We start from the raw sequence: 15,630 nt of genomic DNA on the forward strand, positions 1-15,630 counted from the left end.
CGATCTGCCGTCGCTGGCCACCGGCCCGGCCGCTGCGGCTTCCCCGCAAGTTCTCAGGAGTGCGTTTCCGTGCCCAAGGTGATCGACAAGATCCTGCGCGCTGGTGAAGGCAAGATCCTTCGCCAGCTGCAGGCCATCGTGAAGCAGGTCAACGCCCTCGAGGACGACTTCGTCTCGCTCAGCGACGAGGAGCTGCGGGCGATGACCGACGAGTTCAAGGAGCGGCTCGAGGCCGGGGAGACCTTGGACGACCTCATGCCGGAGGCGTTCGCCACGGTGCGTGAGGCGGCCAAGCGCGTCCTCGGTCAGCGCCACTTCGACGTCCAGATCATGGGCGGCGCAGCGCTGCACCTCGGCAACATCGCCGAGATGAAGACCGGTGAGGGCAAGACGTTGGTGGCGACGCTGCCGAGCTACCTGAACGCCCTGTCGGGCAAGGGCGTGCACGTCGTGACGGTCAACGACTACCTCGCCAAGTACCACGCCGAGTGGATGGGCCGCGTCTTCGGGTTCCTGGGCCTGACGACCGACGTGATCCTCCCGTCGATGCCCCCGAACCGTCGGCGCGAGGCGTACCACGCCGACATCACCTACGCGACGAACAACGAGCTCGGCTTCGACTACCTGCGCGACAACATGGCCGACAGCCTGGACGAGTGCGTCCAGCGCGGGCACAACTTCGCGATCGTGGACGAGGTCGACTCGATCCTGATCGACGAGGCGCGCACGCCGCTGATCATCTCCGGTCCGACGCAGGACGAGGTGAAGTGGTACGGCGAGTTCTCCACGATCGTCGGGCCGATGAGCGTCGACGAGGACTACGAGGTCGACGAGAAGAAGCGGACCATCTCGGTGCTGGAGCCGGCCATCGAGAAGGTCGAGGACCACCTGGGCATCGACAACCTCTACGACGCCGTCAACACCCCGCTGATCTCGTTCCTCAACAACGCGATCAAGGCCAAGGAGCTGTTCAAGCGCGACAAGGACTACGTCGTGATCAACGGCGAGGTCCTGATCGTCGACGAGCACACCGGGCGCATCCTCGAGGGCCGCCGCTACAACGAGGGCCTGCACCAGGCGATCGAGGCGAAGGAGCGGGTCCAGATCCGCGAGGAGTACCAGACCCTCGCCACGATCACGCTGCAGAACTACTTCCGGCTCTACTCCAAGCTGTCCGGCATGACCGGCACGGCGATGACCGAGGCCAGCGAGTTCGACAAGATCTACGGTCTCGGCGTCGTCCCGATCCCGACCAACAAGCCGATCGCCCGGACCGACCACAAGGACCTGGTCTACCGGACCGAGGACGCGAAGTTCGACGCGGTCGTGGACGACATCGCCGAGCGGCACGAGGCGGGTCAGCCGATCCTGGTCGGCACGACCAGCGTCGAGAAGTCGGAGCGGCTCTCGAAGCTGCTGAAGAAGCGGCGGATCCCGCACCAGGTGCTGAACGCGAAGCAGCACGCGAGCGAGGCGGCCGTCGTCGCCGTCGCCGGCCACAAGGGTGCCGTCACGGTCGCCACGAACATGGCCGGCCGCGGCACCGACATCATGCTCGGCGGCAGCGTCGAGTTCCTGGCCGACCAGGCGCTGCGCGAGAAGGGACTCGACCCGGTCGAGACACCCGAGGAGTACGAGGCCGCGTGGCCCGACAAGGTCGCGGAGATCGAGAAGCAGGTCGCCGAGGACCACGACGAGGTCGTGGCGCTCGGCGGTCTCGCGGTGATCGGCACCGAGCGGCACGAGTCCCGCCGCATCGACAACCAGCTCCGTGGTCGTTCGGGCCGTCAGGGCGACCCGGGCGACACGCGGTTCTACCTGTCGCTTCAGGACGACCTGATGCGGCTCTTCAAGGCCGACTGGGTCGACTTCATCCTCACGTCGCTGAAGGTCCCGGACGACGTCCCGATCGAGAAGAAGAGCGTCACGAACGCCATCGCCTCGGCCCAGGGGCAGGTCGAGGGGCAGAACTTCGAGACCCGCAAGAACATCCTCAAGTACGACGACGTGATGAACCGTCAGCGCGAGGTGATCTACGGCGAGCGCCGGCGTGTGCTCGAGGGCGCCGACCTGAGCGAGTGGGTCCGGACGATGATCACCGACACGGTGTCGGGGTACGTGAACGGCGTCGCCGTGGGCTTCCCGGACGAGTGGGACCTGGACGCCCTGTGGACGGGCCTGAAGACGCTCTACCCGGTCTCGGTCTCGGTGGCCGAGCTCGAGGAGGCGCACGGTGGTCGTTCCGGTCTGACCCGCGAGGTCCTCAGCGAGGCGCTCACCGCCGACGCCGCCGCGGCCTACGAGAAGCGTGAGGCCGCCCTCGGCGAGGAGGTCGTCCGCGAGCTCGAGCGCCGGGTCGTCCTCTCGGTGGTCGACCGCAAGTGGCGCGAGCACCTCTACGAGATGGACTACCTGCGCGAGGGCATCGGGCTGCGGGCCTACTCCCAGCGCGACCCGCTCGTCGAGTACCAGCGCGAGGGCCACGAGTTCTTCACCGCGATGATGGACGCGATCAAGGAGGAGTCGGTCGGCTACCTCTTCAACGTCGACGTCGAGGTGGCCGAGGACGGCGAGGCGGGGGAGACGTCGGTCTCGGCCAAGGGCCTCGAGGTCGAGCACGAGGAGCACCTGACCTACAGCGGCCCCACCGAGACCGGCGAGGTCGAGGTGGAGACCGTGGACGAGGAGGACGACGCGCCGTCGGCCGACGCCAACGAGCGTGCCCGTCAGGACAAGGCGAAGGCGCGGGCCCGGCAGAAGGCCAAGCAGCAGCGCAAGTCGCGCAAGCGCAACCGCTGACCCGGCCGGTCCGCACGGGCCGGTCAGCTCCAGCAGAACGCCGTGCAGACCCAGGTCGGCTCGCGTCGCTCGCGGTCGTACTCGATCCGCGCGGCGACGGCGCGCGACCGTCCGTCCTGGACGACCCGGACGCTGATCTCCGCGGCGTCGGGGTGCGGCTGGTAGGCCCGGGCCGAGGCGACCCGGGCACGCGGCGGAGGTGTCGGCCGCGGGCGTCGGGTGCGTGCGAGCAGGGTCAGGCGACGCTGGAGCTGGTCGTGCACGTCGGTCCGGAGCACGCGTGCCAGCTGCCCGAGAGGTCGGGTGCCGGCCTGCACCTCGAGGACCGCCTGGACCAGTCGGGCGCCGCGCGCCGCGAGGTCCTCGTCCTCGACCGCGCGCAGGCGTACCGGTGGCGGCCCCACCCGCACGTCGGGACGTGGTGGAGCATCGAGCGCGAGAGCGTTCGCGCCGTCGGTCAGCGGCAGGGCCCACTGGCCGCGGACCTGGGGGATCGGTGCCGGGTGGTCGCCACGGACGAGCGTCAGGTCGGTGCTGCGGATGGTCATCGGTCTCCTCGGTGCTCACGGGGGTCGGTGAGGGTCGTGGCTGCTGGGCTGCGGGACGGTCGTGCCGCGTCGCCCGCCGCCGCGGACGTCGGTCGGCGTGCTGTGGTCCGCCCGGGCGGTCGCAGCGGCGTGCCAGGCACGAGGAGGTCGGGATCGGGACCGACGACGGAGCGGTTCGCGGCGTACCAGCGGCGCCAACGGCGGTCGACGACGCGGACGGTGGCCGAGCGGCGGGAGCCGGCCAGCTCGCGAGCGGCGATCGACCACAGCGAGTCGCCGGCGCGGACGACGTAGTGTCCACCGGATCCCGGTGCGCTCGTGCGCGGGCGCACCTCAGGCAGGGCAGGGCGGCTGCGGTCGGCGGGCGGGGCGTCGGAGGCCCGGACGACCGACCGTGCCGGACGGTCCGGGAGCGCGAGACCCACGACCCGTTCGAGCGGGGCGCGCTCCGCGCGTCCCGGGTGTGCGCTCGACCCGTCGGCGGCCACCGAGGTCGGTGCGAGCGCGATCGTCGAACAGCCGGCCAGCGTCATGATCACCCAGCGCCACGGCCGTGGGGTCGCGCGGAGCAGCCAGCCCGTCCCGGTGCCGAGCACGCGGGCGAGACAGGCGAGCAGGACGGTCGCGGCCAGCCAGCCGGTCGCCACCGCGGCGACCACCGTGGGGATCGCGGCGAGCGCGGCGGCGGTCGCGTCGCCCGGGGTTGCTCCGGCTCCGGCCGGTTGCCGCACCGAGGGGTCGAACGTCGCGGCGAGGACCAGGGCGGCTGCGCTCGCCCTGGGCACGAGCCAGACCGACAGCACCACCGGCGCGAGCGCGAGCACGACGGTCGCAGCACGACGCATGGGACTCTCCTTTCATGACGTTGACTTACGTTTGCCTACGTCTGATGACGCTGTCAATCGGTTGTCCACAGGACGAGGCTGCTCGCTAGAGTTCCGCCATGACCTGGTCCGAACGCCTCGCCGACCTCGAGTCCGACCTCCTCCAGCAGGCCGAGGGCGCCGACCTCGCCGACCGCGACCGGTTGATCGACGAGCTCGCGCAGGAGCGCAGCGCCGAGGTCTCCTGGGTCGACCGGTGCCTGGGGACGACGGTGCAGGTTCGCGTCAACGGGGCCGGGGTCGTCCGCGGCGAGCTCGCGCTCGCGACGGCGCAGTGGATCCTGGTCCACCACGACGCCCTCACCGACTGGGTCGTCTCGCTGGACCAGGTCGCCTCGGTGCGCTCGGACGAGCGCAGTCCGGCGCTCGCGCGCGGGGAGGTCCAGCGGCGGCTGTCGTGGCGCTACGCCTGGGCGGCGCTGCACCGCGACGCCGACGAGGTCCACGTCATCCTGATCGACGGATCGACGCTGTACGGCGCGCCGACACGGGTCGGGAAGGACTACGTCGAGATCGCGGGCGAGATCGTGCCGTTCGCTTCGGTGGTCGCGCTCAGATGTCCGCGCTGACGTCCTCGTCGGCGAACGGGTGTGCCGCGATGTGGTCGGCAGCCGCCTGGTAGGCGCCCGAGATGTACTCCTCCAGCGCGCTCGTCTCGACCCGCCACGTCCCCTTGCCGCCGACCCTGATCGCACGGAGCTCGCCGCGCCGGACCAGGGCGTAGGCCTGGCGCTCGGAGACGTTCAGCACCTCGGCGACGTCGGCCAGCGTGAGGAAACGCGGGGTCGAGGAACCGATGGGCATGGGTCACAGTCTGCCAGCCGCCGGCTCCCACGCGACGACGGACCGCCGGGCTGTGGACAAGGGGTAGACGGATCGCGCCGAGCACGGCATGAATAGTCCGCATGCCCCGCGCAGCCTCCACGACCTCCCCGCCGACCCACGGCCCCGCCGACGTCCGACGCCTGACCCGACCGGGGTGGCAGCACCCGCGCACGCTCGGCGGGATCGCGCTGGTCGCCGTCGCCGCGGTCCTCGGTGCGCTCCTGGTGACCTCGGTCGCCGACACCACGACGGTGTGGACCGTCCGGACCGACGTCCGGGCCGGCCAGCCGGTCTCCGAGACGGTGCTCGAGCCGACCGAGGCCAGGCTGCCGGACGGCAGTCTCGGGAGCTACGCCCTCGCCTCCGAGGACCTGTCGGCGGACACCGAGGCCGTGTGGGCCCACGCGATGCCGGCCGGGTCGCTGGTCCCGCGATCGGCGGTGACCAGCGTGGAGGCCTCCGAGGCGGCCGAGCTGCCGGTCCCGGTCGCGGCCGGTTCCATGCCTGCCGACCTGGCTGCGGGCGACCGGGTCGACGTCTGGGTCGCGCCGCACTCGGGGGAGCGCGGACCCGCACGCCGGGTCCTGCGCGACGTCGTCGTCGCGTCGGTCGGCGAGCCCGACGCGTTCTCGGGCGACCCCGCGGGCCACGTCCTGGTCGACGTGCCCTCGTCGCGCGACACCCTGGCCGGGGCGATCGGCGCCCTCGGTGACGGCCGGGTCACCCTCGTGCGGGTCCGGGGCGACCGGTGAGCGTCCCGGTGCTGCTGGCGGCCGGGGGCGAGCCGTGGGAGGCCGACCTGGTCGCGGCAGCCGTGGCGGCCGACGGCCTCGTGGTCGTGCGGCGCTGCGTCGACGTGGCCGACGCCGTGGCGACGGCGGCCGGCGGAGGCGTACGGGTCGCGCTGGTCTCGGCGTCGCTGCCAGGTCTCGACACCGACGTCGTGCGTCGGATCGCTGAGCAGGAGGTGCTGGTCGCCGCGGTCGAGGGGCCGGGTCCGGGGAGCGCACGAGAGCGAGCGGGCGCCCTCGGGATCGGTCACGTGCTGAGCCTCACCGAGCTCGACCAGGTCGCGGAGCTGGCTCGCCGGCGCTCGGCCGAGCGCGCGTCGACGGGGCCGGCCACGGCCGGCGGCTCCGGCAGGGCGCCGCACGCGCGCCCGGTCGAGCCGGGTGGGACGCCGGGAGACGAGGTGACCGGCCACGTGGGGGCCGGGCACGTGGAGGCCGGACGGGAGGGGGCCGGCGGCGGTGGCGGCTCCGCGGACGGCCGCGTGATCGCGGTCTGGGGGCCGCACGGTGCGCCGGGCCGGAGCACCGTGGCGCTGGGGCTCGCCGGCGAGCTCGCCGCCGCAGGTCGTGACACGATCCTCGCGGACGCCGACCTGCGCGGCGGCTCCCAGGCGCAGGCGCTCGCCATGCTGGACGAGGTCAGCGGGCTGCTCGCGGCAGCGCGGCAGGCGTCCGCGGGCCGGCTGGACGAGGCCGGGCTGCTCGCGTGCCTGCGCGGCGTCGGGCCTCGCCTGTCGGTGCTCACCGGTCCGAGCCACCCGCGTCGCTCCGGCGGGATCCGCCCCGCGGCGCTGGAGATCGTGCTCGAGACCGGACGCCGCCTGGGCGACGTGGTGGTCGACCTGGGGCCCGGCCTCGAGGCGGTCGACGACGCGCGCGGGCGCAGCCTGTCGCTCAACCGCGAGGCGCTGCTGGCGGCCGACGTCGTGGTGGTGGTCGGGACCCCCGACCCCGTCGGGCTGGCGAGGCTCAGCCGCGCGCTGCTCGACCTGGCCGAGCTCGTGGTCGACCCGCCGGTCGTCGTCGTCAACCAGGTGCGAGGGAGCCTGGGCTGGAGCGAGGCGGAGATCACGTCGACGCTGCGTCGGCTCGCCGGGGTGGAGCCGAGGTCGTTCGTCGCGCTCGACCGGACGGCCACCGACCGCTGTCTCGTGCACGGCCGCACGCCGGCCGAGGCGGTGCCGGCGAGCGCGCTGCGGCAGTCGCTGACGCGGCTGGCGCGCGACATCACGGCCGGCGTGCTCCGACTGGCGTAGCCTGTCTGCGTGCCGCACCGACTCGACCCTCTGGACGTCACCTTCCTCGCGGAGGAGACCTCGAACGAGCCGCGTCAGGTGATGACCCTGCTGATCCTCGAGCACGGCGACCGCCGGTTCGACTACGAGACGCTGCTGCGCGTGATCGAGGAGCGGATCGCGCTCGTCCCGCGCTACCGGATGCGGGTCGTCGGGGTGCCGGGCGGGCTGGGACCGCCCGTCTGGATCGACGACGAGGCGTTCGATCTCACCTACCACGTACGACGGTCCGCGCTGCCGGCACCGGGGACGTACGAGGGCCTGCGCGAGCTCGTCGCCCGGCTCGTCGCTCGCCGCCTCGACGTCTCCCGCCCGCTGTGGGAGGCCTACCTGATCGAGGGGCTCGAGCAGGACCGGGTCGCTCTGCTGATCAAGTCCCACCAGGCGCTGGTCGACGGGTCCGTGACGGTCGATCTCGCCCAGGTGCTGCTCGACGAGTCGGCGCACGACCGCGACGTCCCGCCCGACGGGTGGGCTCCGCGCCCGCGCCCGCCGCGTGGCTCGCTGCTCGCGGGCTCTCTCGTCGACGCGGCGCTGCACCCGACCCGGGCGATCGACCGCGTCGGCGTCGGGTTCGACCGTGCCCAGACCCGCCTGACCCGGTTCGCGCAGACCCTCCCGGTGATCAAGGCGGTCGGGCCGGACGGTGACGGCCCGTTCCACGCACGGCTCAGCCAGCACCGACGCTACGTCACGGTGAGCACGTCGCTCGACGACTACCGGCAGGTGCGCGACGTGCACGGCGGCACCGTCAACGACGTGGTGATGGCCACCGTCGCCGGTGCGATCCGGGGCTACCTGCTGGCGCAGGGGTTCCCGGTGACCGACGCGACGCGGGTGCGCGCGCTGGTGCCGATGTCGGTGGCCACGGACGACGGGCTGCCCACCTCCTACGGCAGCACCGTGCGTGGTCACCTGCTCGCCCTGCCGGTCGGCGAGTCGAACCCGGTCGTCCGCCTGCACCAGGTCTCCTACGTGCTCAAGGCGCACAAGGAGACCGGTGTCGCGGTCGCCGCGAACACCCTCGCATCGCTGCCCGGATTCGCTCCGACGACGTTCCACGCGGTGGGGGCGCGCGTCGCGCAGGGCCAGCCCGAGCACAGCTACGACGTGGTGGTCACGAACGTCCCCGGCCCGCGCGAGCCGATGTACGTCGCCGGCGCCCGGGTCGCGGAGACCTACCCGGGGATCCCGCTGTCGGGCGACCACACGATCTCGATCGGCGTGACGTCCTACGAGGGACAGGTCGGCTACGGCGTGCTCGCGGACCGGCAGGCGGTCGCGGGTGCCGACGTGCTGGGCCAGTGCCTGCGCGAGGCGCTCGACGAGCTCGTCGAGACGGCGAGCCCGAACCGCCTGCGTGCCCCCCGGGGCGTCCCCGCGCCGCGGTCCGAGGAGGGCGCATGAGCAGGCGCGCGTACCTCGCGACCGACCGGCCGGCCTTGCGGGCGCTCAGCGACGTCGGGCAGCTCGCGGCGGGTTCGTACGCCGTCGTCGAGGCGGCGAGCACGGACGAGCAGGACGAGTACGACGCGATGGTGGAGGCCGGGGAGCTGGCGGAGCAGCGGTGGGGCGAGGCTCTGGTGGTGGCCGTCGAGGCGGCCGCCGTCACGCCGCCCGGTGACGTCGACCGGGCGGACGTCGCCTCGTTGCACGTCGGTGAGGACCTCGCCTGGTACGCGACGCAGGAGCTGGAGACGCTGCTCGCGGAGGAGTAGGCGCCGTTGCAGCGCCGAGGGGGCGCCGGTGGACTAGGTTCGGGGGGTGGACCCGTCACCGTCAGACTCCCGTGCCGACCGCCCGGGTGGAGCGGATGTGCCGGTGGCCGACCTCGTCGTGGGCGTGGCCGACCTGGCCGCGACGCTCGGTGGTCGCGGGGTGGTCGCGGTGCGCGCCGTCGCCGGACCTGCTCTGGTCGCGCTCGGTCGGCGCGCTGCGTACCCGCCGCTGGTGCCGGCCGCGGTCGCGCCCGGGCCGGCCGTCGCGCGTCTGGCGTCGCGCGGAGCGGAGCGCCGTCGCGAGCTCGGCCGTCGGGCCGTCGGGTCGGCGCGGGCGCTGGTCCCGGTCGTGGTCGACCGGGTGCTCGACGAGCTCGACCTGACTCGCCTGGTGCTCGACCGGGTCGATCTCGCGGTGGTGGTGACGGTGGCCTTGGACGAGCTCGACCTCACCGAGGTCGTGACCGGACGGGTCGACCTCGGGCGTGTGGTGAGCGCGGCGCTGGGTGCGCTGGACCTGACCGACGTGGTCCTGACGCAGGTCGACCTGGGGCAGGTCGTGGCCGCGGCGCTGGACGACCTCGACCTCACCGCGACCGTCCTCGACCGCGTCGACCTGCACCGCGTCGTGATGCAGGTTCTCGACGGGTTGGACCTCACGGCGCTCGTGCGCGACCGCGTCGATCTCGATGCGCTCGCGAACGAGGTGATCGAGGACGTCGACCTGCCGGAGATCATCCGGGAGTCCTCCACCGGGATCGCGACCGACATGGTCGTGGAGGCCCGCACCGGTGCCGCGAGCGCCGACGAGGCCGTCGCCCGGGTCGTGGATCGCATCCTGCTGCGGCGGCGCCGGCAGAGCGCGGGCACCCGGTGAGCGCCTCGCACGGCCCCGGTGCCGACCTCCAGGGCCGTCCCGCCGGTGTGGTGACGCGCACGATCGCCGGTGCCGTCGACTACGGGCTGGGCGTGGCTGCGGCGGCGGGGACGTACGCGGCGGTGGCCGCCTTGTCGTTCCTGGTCAACCCGGTGGGCTGGAGCTGGCCGCGGTGGCCCTTCATCGTGTTCCTCGCCCTCGGCGCGGCCTACCTGTTCGTCTACCTGGTGACGTGCTGGGCTACGAGCGGGCGGACGCTCGGAGGGGTGCTGATGGGCGTGCGGGTGGTCCACCACGGCGAGCGGGTGCGGCTCCCGCGAGCGATGCTGCGCGGGCTGATCGTCGTGGCGTTCCCGGTCGGCCTGTTCTGGTCGGCGGTCGACCACCGCTCCCGCTCGGTGCAGGACCTGCTCACCCGCACGAGCGTCGTCTACGCCTGGCGCAGCAGCGCCGCGACCGTGTGAGGGCCCTCAGGCCTGGAGCCGGAGGCGGCCCTGCTCGGCCTCGGTGCGCAGAGCCGCACTGATCACCTGCCCGATCATCGGCTCGACCTTCTTGCCGATGAACGGGATCTTCACGGTGACCTCGCCCTCGACGAGCACCTCGGCGCCCGAGGCCGTACGGCGGATCGTGCCGGTGGCCGCCATCGACGCCGGCTGACCCTTCACCACCATGTCGATCCGCCCGTGCCGCACACCGTCGGCGTCGGCGGGTCCCCAGACCTCGGTCTGGCGGACGTCGACGACGTCGCCGGTGAGCTTCTTGATGAAGTCCGGCAGGTCGGCGGGCAGGGTCCGGTCGATCACGATGCGGGTGTCCTCGCCCTCGTGGGTGACGGTGACCTCGTAGGCGATCGCGTCGATCTTCTCGCAGACCTCGGCCCGGAAGTCGTCGTCGGTGACCAGCGCGAACACCTGTTCGCAGGTGGCCCCGGGGTACTCGGCGGACTCGCGCAGCTTCATGGGAAGCCATCATGCCAGCCGGTCCCCGACCGTCGAAGGTTAGTGTGCTGGGGAGTCATCCCGACGTACGCGAAGGAGGGGACAACGGTGTCCCTCGACCGATCGCACGACGTCGACGAGATCGTCGACGCCATGCTGCACAGCTACTACCTGCACGTTCCCGAGGAGGAGACCGCCCGGCGCAGCCGCGCGCGCCTGGTGGGCGCCGTCCGCAACCACGCCGAGCTGGCGGCGCGCCGCCGCCCCGGTGAGACCCTCGTCAAGGTGTGGCGGCCGGAGGGCCGCGAGGACGGCTGGGACGCCGGGGGGCACCTCGTCCTCCAGGTCGTCACCGACGACCGTGCGTTCCTGGTCGACTCCACCGTGGGGTACCTCGGCCGCGCCGGCTACGAGGTCGACTGGCTGGTGCACCCGCAGCCGGTGGTCGAGCGGGACGCCGACGGGCGTCTGCTCAGCTTCCTGGGCCCCCACGGCGCCGCGGACGTCGGTGTCCGCGAGTCGTGGATGCATCTCGAGATCGACGCGGTCGACGACCCGGACGCCGCGAGCACGATCGAGGCGGGGGTCCGACGGGTGCTGCGCGACGTCGCGGTCGTCAACGACGACTGGGACCCGATGCGCTCCCGTGCCCGTGAGATCGTCGCGGAGCTGCGATCCGACCCGCCGCGGCTGCCGCACGACGAGGTGCAGGAGGCCGCTCAGCTGCTCGCGTGGCTCGCGGACGACAACTTCACGTTCCTGGGCTATCGGGAGTACGACCTGGTCGGGGAGCCGGGCGACGAGCGTCTCGCGCCGGTGGGATCCAGCGGTCTGGGCATCCTGAGGACGCCGTCGCGCAGCCGCGGACGCGACGGCTCGTCGTTCGACCGGCTGCCGCCGCAGGTCCGCGCGCGGGCCCGCGAACGGACCCTGCTGGTGATCACGAAGGCGAACTCCCGCGCCACCGTGCACCGCACCGCGTACCTCGACTACATCGGCGTGAAGACGTTCGACGCGGCCGGCAACGTGGTCGGGGAGCGTCGCTTCCTCGGCCTGCTCGCGTCGTCGGCGTACACCGGCAGCGTGACGCGGATCCCGATCCTGTCGAGCAAGGTCGCCGGGGTGGTGACGGCTCTCGGGTACGAGCCGGACAGCCATGCCGCGAAGGCGATCCTGGACCTGCTCGAGACCTACCCGCGCGACGAGCTCTTCCAGGTGCCCGCGGACTCGCTGGCGCACATCGCGGAGACGTTGATCCATCTCCAGGAGCGACGCCAGGTCCGGCTGTTCGTCCGGCGTGACACCTACGACCGGTTCCTGTCGGTGCTGGTGTACCTGCCGCGCGACCGCTACACCACGACGGTCCGGCGCGAGGTGGAGCGGATGGTCGCCGAGCGGGTCGGCGGGGACCCCACGATCGACTACAGCGTGTGGGTGAGCGAGTCGCGGCTCGCGCGGGTCAACCTGGTGGTCCGGCCACGGCGGGGCAACGCGCTCGGGACGCTGGACGCCGACCGCCTCCAGGCGGACGTCGCGGCGGTGGTGCGCTCGTGGGAGGACGGTCTCGCCGACGCCGTCGACGCGCGGCTCGGCTCGTCGCGCACGGCGGAGACGCTCGCCGGGTTCGAAGGGGCGTTCGGTGCCAACTACACCGAGGACGTGAGCCCGTCGGAGGCCGTCGACGACCTGATCGCGGTCCGCTCGATGCTCGCCGCCGGTCGCGACATCGCGGTGCGGGTGCTGCGTGATCCCGACGACCCCGTGTCGCTGACGCTGCGCCTGTGCACGACCGCGCCGGCGGCGCTGACCGACGTGCTGCCGGTGTTCGCGTCGCTCGGCGTGGACGTGCTGGACGAGCGGCCGTACGAGTGGGCCAGCCGGCCCCGCCCGGTGTGGGTGTACGCGTTCTCGGCACGGGTGTCCGGACGACCCGACGACGCCGGTCTCGCGCGGCTGACCGACGCCTTCGTCGCGTGCTGGGAGGATCGCGCGGAGGTCGACGGGTTCAACCGTCTGGTGCTCGCCGCCGAGCTGTCGTGGCGCCAGGTCGTGGTGCTCCGTGCCTATGCCCGCTACATGCAGCAGGCCGGGACGCCGTTCAGCCCGGAGTCCCTGCAGGCGGTGCTGCTGGCCGAGACGGCTGCGGTGCGGTGCCTGCTCGACCTGTTCGAGGCGCGCTTCGACCCGGCTCGCGAGGGCGACCGGGGCACGTCGGTCGACGGGGTCGAGTCGTTGCTGCGCACGCTGCTGGACGACGTCGAGGGGCTGGACGCGGACCGCGTGCTGCGCTCGTACCGGACACTGATCCGCGCGACGCTGCGCACGTCGTTCTTCCAGCGGGACGACCGGGGGAGGCCCCGCTCGTACGTGGGGTTCAAGCTGTCTCCGCGCGACATCCCGGACCTGCCCGAGCCGCGGCCCGCGTACGAGATCTTCTGCTACTCGCCCCGCGTCGAGGGCGTCCACCTGCGCTTCGGTGCGGTCGCGCGCGGCGGGCTGCGCTGGTCGGACCGTCGCGACGACTTCCGCACGGAGGTGCTCGGGCTGGTCAAGGCGCAGATGGTGAAGAACGCCGTGATCGTGCCCGTCGGGGCGAAGGGCGGGTTCTTCTGCAAGCGCCTGCCCGATCCGGCCAAGGATCGGCAGGCCTGGCAGGCGGAGGGGATCGCGTGCTACGAGACGTTCGTCTCGGCGATGCTCGACCTGACCGACAACCGGGTCGGCGACGCGGTGGTCCCGCCGCCGGACCTCGTGCGGCACGACGGCGACGACTCGTACCTCGTCGTGGCCGCGGACAAGGGGACCGCGAGCTTCTCCGACATCGCGAACCGGATCTCGCTCGACCGCGGGTTCTGGCTCGGTGACGCGTTCGCCTCGGGCGGGTCGGCGGGCTACGACCACAAGGAGATGGGGATCACCGCGCGCGGCGCCTGGGTGTCGGTGCAGCGGCACTTCCGCGAGATGGGGGTCGACTGCCAGCGGGAGGACTTCACCTGCGTCGGGGTCGGCGACATGTCGGGCGACGTGTTCGGCAACGGGATGCTGCTCTCGGAGCACACGCGCCTGGTCGCGGCGTTCGACCACCGGCACATCTTCGTCGACCCCGATCCGGACGCGGCGCGCTCGTTCGTCGAGCGGCAGCGGATGTTCGCGCTGCCCCGGTCGAGCTGGGACGACTACGACCGCGACCTGATCAGCGCCGGCGGTGGGGTGTTCTCCCGCACGGCCAAGTCGATCCCGGTCTCGGTGCAGATGCGCGAGGCGCTCGGGATCGACGACGACGTGGACTCGATGCGTCCGCCGGAGCTGCTGCGGGCGATCCTGCTCGCCCCGGTCGACCTGTTGTGGAACGGCGGGATCGGCACCTACGTCAAGGCGTCGACCGAGTCGCACGCCGACGTGGGCGACAAGGCCAACAACACCATCCGCGTCGACGGCGCGGAGCTGCGCTGCCGCTGCGTCGGCGAGGGCGGCAACCTCGGGCTGACCCAGCTGGGCCGGATCGAGTACGCGCTGGCCGGGGGACGGATCAACACCGACTTCATCGACAACTCGGCCGGGGTCGACACCTCGGACCACGAGGTCAACATCAAGATCCTCCTGGACCGGGTGGTCGACCGCGGCGACCTCGAGCCCCAGGCCCGCGACCGCCTGCTGGCGACGATGACCGACGACGTGGCGCGCCTGGTGCTCGAGCACAACGACGCGCAGAACGTGTCGCTCGCCGGCTCGGTCGCCGACTCGGTGAGTCTCCTGCACGCGCACGCCGGTTGGATGATGCGGCTGGAGAAGGCGGGCTACCTGGACCGTGGGCTCGAGGACCTGCCGTCGGACAAGCAGCTGGCCGAACGGCGGTCGCAGGGAGTCGGGATGACGGCGCCGGAGCTCGCGGTGCTGCTCGCGTACACGAAGATCGTCCTGACCGACGAGCTGATGGACTCCGGCCTGGTGAGCGACGACTACTACCGTGCGCACCTGTACCGCTACTTCCCCGAGGCGCTGCGGCAGGACTACCGCCAGGAGATGCTCGCCCACCCGCTGCGCAAGGAGATCGTCGTCACCGCGGTGGCGAACGAGATGGTGGACCGGGCGGGCATCTCGTTCTTCCACCGGTTGTCCGGCGAGACCGGAGCATCGGCCTCGGACCTGGCCCGGGCGCGGTCGATCGCCGCGGAGATCTGCGGTGAGGGCGAGCTCGTCGAGCGGGTCGACACCCTGAACAACCGGGTCGGCTCCGACGTCCAGGAGCAGATGCGCGGCGCGGTCCAGGCGCTGGTCGAGCGGATGGCGCGCTGGTTGATCAACCACCGGCGCTACGCCGACGTCGACGAGACGGTGACGCACTTCGACCCGGTCGTGCACCGGCTGCGGCGCGAGCTGCCCGAGCTGATGGTCGGTCGGGAGCGGGAGGCGTGGCAGGAGCGCGTCGACTCCTACGCCGCGTCCGGCGTGCCGGAGCAGGACGCGCGGGAGTTCGCGGCACTGCCCACGGCGTACGCCGCGATCGCGGTCGCGGACGTGGCGCTCGGCTCCGGTGCCGACGCCGACGAGGTCGGGCGGGTGTTCTTCGAGCTGTCCCAGCAGCTCGGGCTCGACCTGCTGAGCCATCGGGTCCAGGCGCTGCCGCGCGACGACCGCTGGCGCTCGATGGCGCGGGCGGCGCTGCGCGACGACCTGATGGGCGTGCAGGCGGAGCTGACCCGCCAGGTCCTCGCCTCCACCGACCCCGAGCAGTCGCCGCACGAGCGGGTCAAGGCCTGGGGGGAGTCGGAGGCTGCGGTCCTGGCGCGGGCCGAGGAGACGCTCGAGGAGATCTGGGGCGCCGACACCCCCGACCTGGCGCGTCTCTCGGTGGGCCTGCGGGTCGTGCGCACGCTGCTGACCTGAAGGCTCTCGACCTGACCAAGGTTCTGTGGTTCACTAGTCATGTAATGAACCAGTAGAGGCGGCGG

The 15,630-nt window shown here is 72.5% G+C and carries 13 protein-coding genes; 9 read left to right on the top strand and 4 right to left on the bottom strand.

Annotated features, from left to right (window positions below; all coding sequences use genetic code 11):
* The first annotated feature begins 69 nt into the window (after nucleotides 1-69).
* Nucleotides 70-2,799: a preprotein translocase subunit SecA gene (gene secA / locus CLV56_RS13860; protein ID WP_039347036.1), complete on the top strand. Its 2,730-nt coding sequence runs from the start codon at nucleotides 70-72 to the stop codon at nucleotides 2,797-2,799.
* Nucleotides 2,800-2,822: 23 nt separating this feature from the next.
* Here secA and CLV56_RS13865 read toward each other — a convergent pair whose 3' ends face one another.
* Both CLV56_RS13865 and CLV56_RS13870 read right to left on the bottom strand, forming a co-directional pair.
* Nucleotides 2,823-3,347, bottom strand: coding sequence for an Rv3235 family protein (locus CLV56_RS13865; protein WP_039347039.1), 525 nt, complete (start codon nucleotides 3,345-3,347; stop codon nucleotides 2,823-2,825).
* Nucleotides 3,344-4,192 carry a LysM peptidoglycan-binding domain-containing protein gene (locus CLV56_RS13870; RefSeq protein WP_039347042.1) on the bottom strand — a complete coding sequence of 283 codons (849 nt, stop codon included), beginning with the start codon at nucleotides 4,190-4,192 and terminating at the stop codon, nucleotides 3,344-3,346. Before CLV56_RS13870 ends, CLV56_RS13865 begins: the two co-directional genes overlap by 4 nt.
* A 98-nt stretch (nucleotides 4,193-4,290) precedes the next feature.
* On the opposite strand from CLV56_RS13870, the gene CLV56_RS13875 reads away from it, so the two are divergent.
* The gene (locus CLV56_RS13875) at nucleotides 4,291-4,800 is read left to right on the top strand and encodes a hypothetical protein (RefSeq protein WP_039347046.1); all 510 of its coding nucleotides are present in this window, start codon (nucleotides 4,291-4,293) and stop codon (nucleotides 4,798-4,800) included.
* On the opposite strand, the gene CLV56_RS13880 is transcribed toward CLV56_RS13875, so the two are convergent.
* Entirely contained in the window at nucleotides 4,784-5,035 is a 252-nt protein-coding gene (locus tag CLV56_RS13880; RefSeq protein ID WP_039347049.1) for a helix-turn-helix domain-containing protein, read from the bottom strand. The genes CLV56_RS13875 and CLV56_RS13880 overlap by 17 nt on opposite strands.
* Nucleotides 5,036-5,136: 101 nt before the next feature.
* On the opposite strand from CLV56_RS13880, the gene CLV56_RS13885 reads away from it, so the two are divergent.
* From CLV56_RS13885 to CLV56_RS13910, 6 genes are all read left to right on the top strand, one after another.
* Nucleotides 5,137-5,808: a hypothetical protein gene (locus CLV56_RS13885; RefSeq protein ID WP_039347053.1), complete on the top strand. Its 672-nt coding sequence runs from the start codon at nucleotides 5,137-5,139 to the stop codon at nucleotides 5,806-5,808.
* Nucleotides 5,805-7,103 (top strand): CpaE/TadZ family protein, encoded by a 1,299-nt coding sequence (locus CLV56_RS13890; protein WP_039347056.1) that lies wholly within the window; start codon nucleotides 5,805-5,807, stop codon nucleotides 7,101-7,103. The genes CLV56_RS13885 and CLV56_RS13890 overlap by 4 nt, the downstream gene beginning before the upstream one ends.
* A gap of 9 nt (nucleotides 7,104-7,112) precedes the next feature.
* Nucleotides 7,113-8,549, top strand: a complete 1,437-nt coding sequence (locus CLV56_RS13895; RefSeq protein ID WP_039347057.1) for a wax ester/triacylglycerol synthase family O-acyltransferase — start codon at nucleotides 7,113-7,115, stop codon at nucleotides 8,547-8,549.
* Complete coding sequence (locus CLV56_RS13900) at nucleotides 8,546-8,860, top strand: hypothetical protein (RefSeq protein ID WP_039347059.1); 315 nt, start codon at nucleotides 8,546-8,548, stop codon at nucleotides 8,858-8,860. Before CLV56_RS13895 ends, CLV56_RS13900 begins: the two co-directional genes overlap by 4 nt.
* Before the next feature lie 103 nt (nucleotides 8,861-8,963).
* Entirely contained in the window at nucleotides 8,964-9,737 is a 774-nt protein-coding gene (locus CLV56_RS13905; protein ID WP_157805165.1) for a hypothetical protein, read from the top strand.
* Complete coding sequence (locus tag CLV56_RS13910) at nucleotides 9,734-10,201, top strand: RDD family protein (RefSeq protein WP_100414977.1); 468 nt, start codon at nucleotides 9,734-9,736, stop codon at nucleotides 10,199-10,201. The genes CLV56_RS13905 and CLV56_RS13910 overlap by 4 nt, the downstream gene beginning before the upstream one ends.
* A 6-nt stretch (nucleotides 10,202-10,207) precedes the next feature.
* Here CLV56_RS13910 and CLV56_RS13915 read toward each other — a convergent pair whose 3' ends face one another.
* Nucleotides 10,208-10,699, bottom strand: a complete 492-nt coding sequence (locus tag CLV56_RS13915) for a DUF2505 domain-containing protein (RefSeq protein WP_039367695.1) — start codon at nucleotides 10,697-10,699, stop codon at nucleotides 10,208-10,210.
* 87 nt (nucleotides 10,700-10,786) lie between these two features.
* On the opposite strand from CLV56_RS13915, the gene CLV56_RS13920 reads away from it, so the two are divergent.
* A complete protein-coding gene (locus tag CLV56_RS13920; RefSeq protein ID WP_100414978.1) occupies nucleotides 10,787-15,565 on the top strand; it encodes an NAD-glutamate dehydrogenase in 4,779 nt (1,592 codons plus the stop codon).
* The last annotated feature ends 65 nt before the right edge of the window (nucleotides 15,566-15,630 follow it).

This window comes from Mumia flava (genome assembly GCF_002797495.1).
Lineage (GTDB): Bacteria > Actinomycetota > Actinomycetes > Propionibacteriales > Nocardioidaceae > Mumia > Mumia flava.

What these genes read in the sequence shown, in the direction of transcription:
- CLV56_RS13870 (WP_039347042.1), bottom strand. Translation starts at nt 4,192, where the DNA reads ATGCGTCGTGCTGCGACCGTCGTGCTCGCGCTCGCGCCGGTGGTGCTG.
- CLV56_RS13865 (WP_039347039.1), bottom strand. Translation starts at nt 3,347, where the DNA reads ATGACCATCCGCAGCACCGACCTGACGCTCGTCCGTGGCGACCACCCG.
- CLV56_RS13875 (WP_039347046.1), top strand. Translation starts at nt 4,291, where the DNA reads ATGACCTGGTCCGAACGCCTCGCCGACCTCGAGTCCGACCTCCTCCAG.
- CLV56_RS13915 (WP_039367695.1), bottom strand. Translation starts at nt 10,699, where the DNA reads ATGAAGCTGCGCGAGTCCGCCGAGTACCCCGGGGCCACCTGCGAACAG.
- CLV56_RS13885 (WP_039347053.1), top strand. Translation starts at nt 5,137, where the DNA reads ATGCCCCGCGCAGCCTCCACGACCTCCCCGCCGACCCACGGCCCCGCC.
- CLV56_RS13880 (WP_039347049.1), bottom strand. Translation starts at nt 5,035, where the DNA reads ATGCCCATCGGTTCCTCGACCCCGCGTTTCCTCACGCTGGCCGACGTC.
- CLV56_RS13900 (WP_039347059.1), top strand. Translation starts at nt 8,546, where the DNA reads ATGAGCAGGCGCGCGTACCTCGCGACCGACCGGCCGGCCTTGCGGGCG.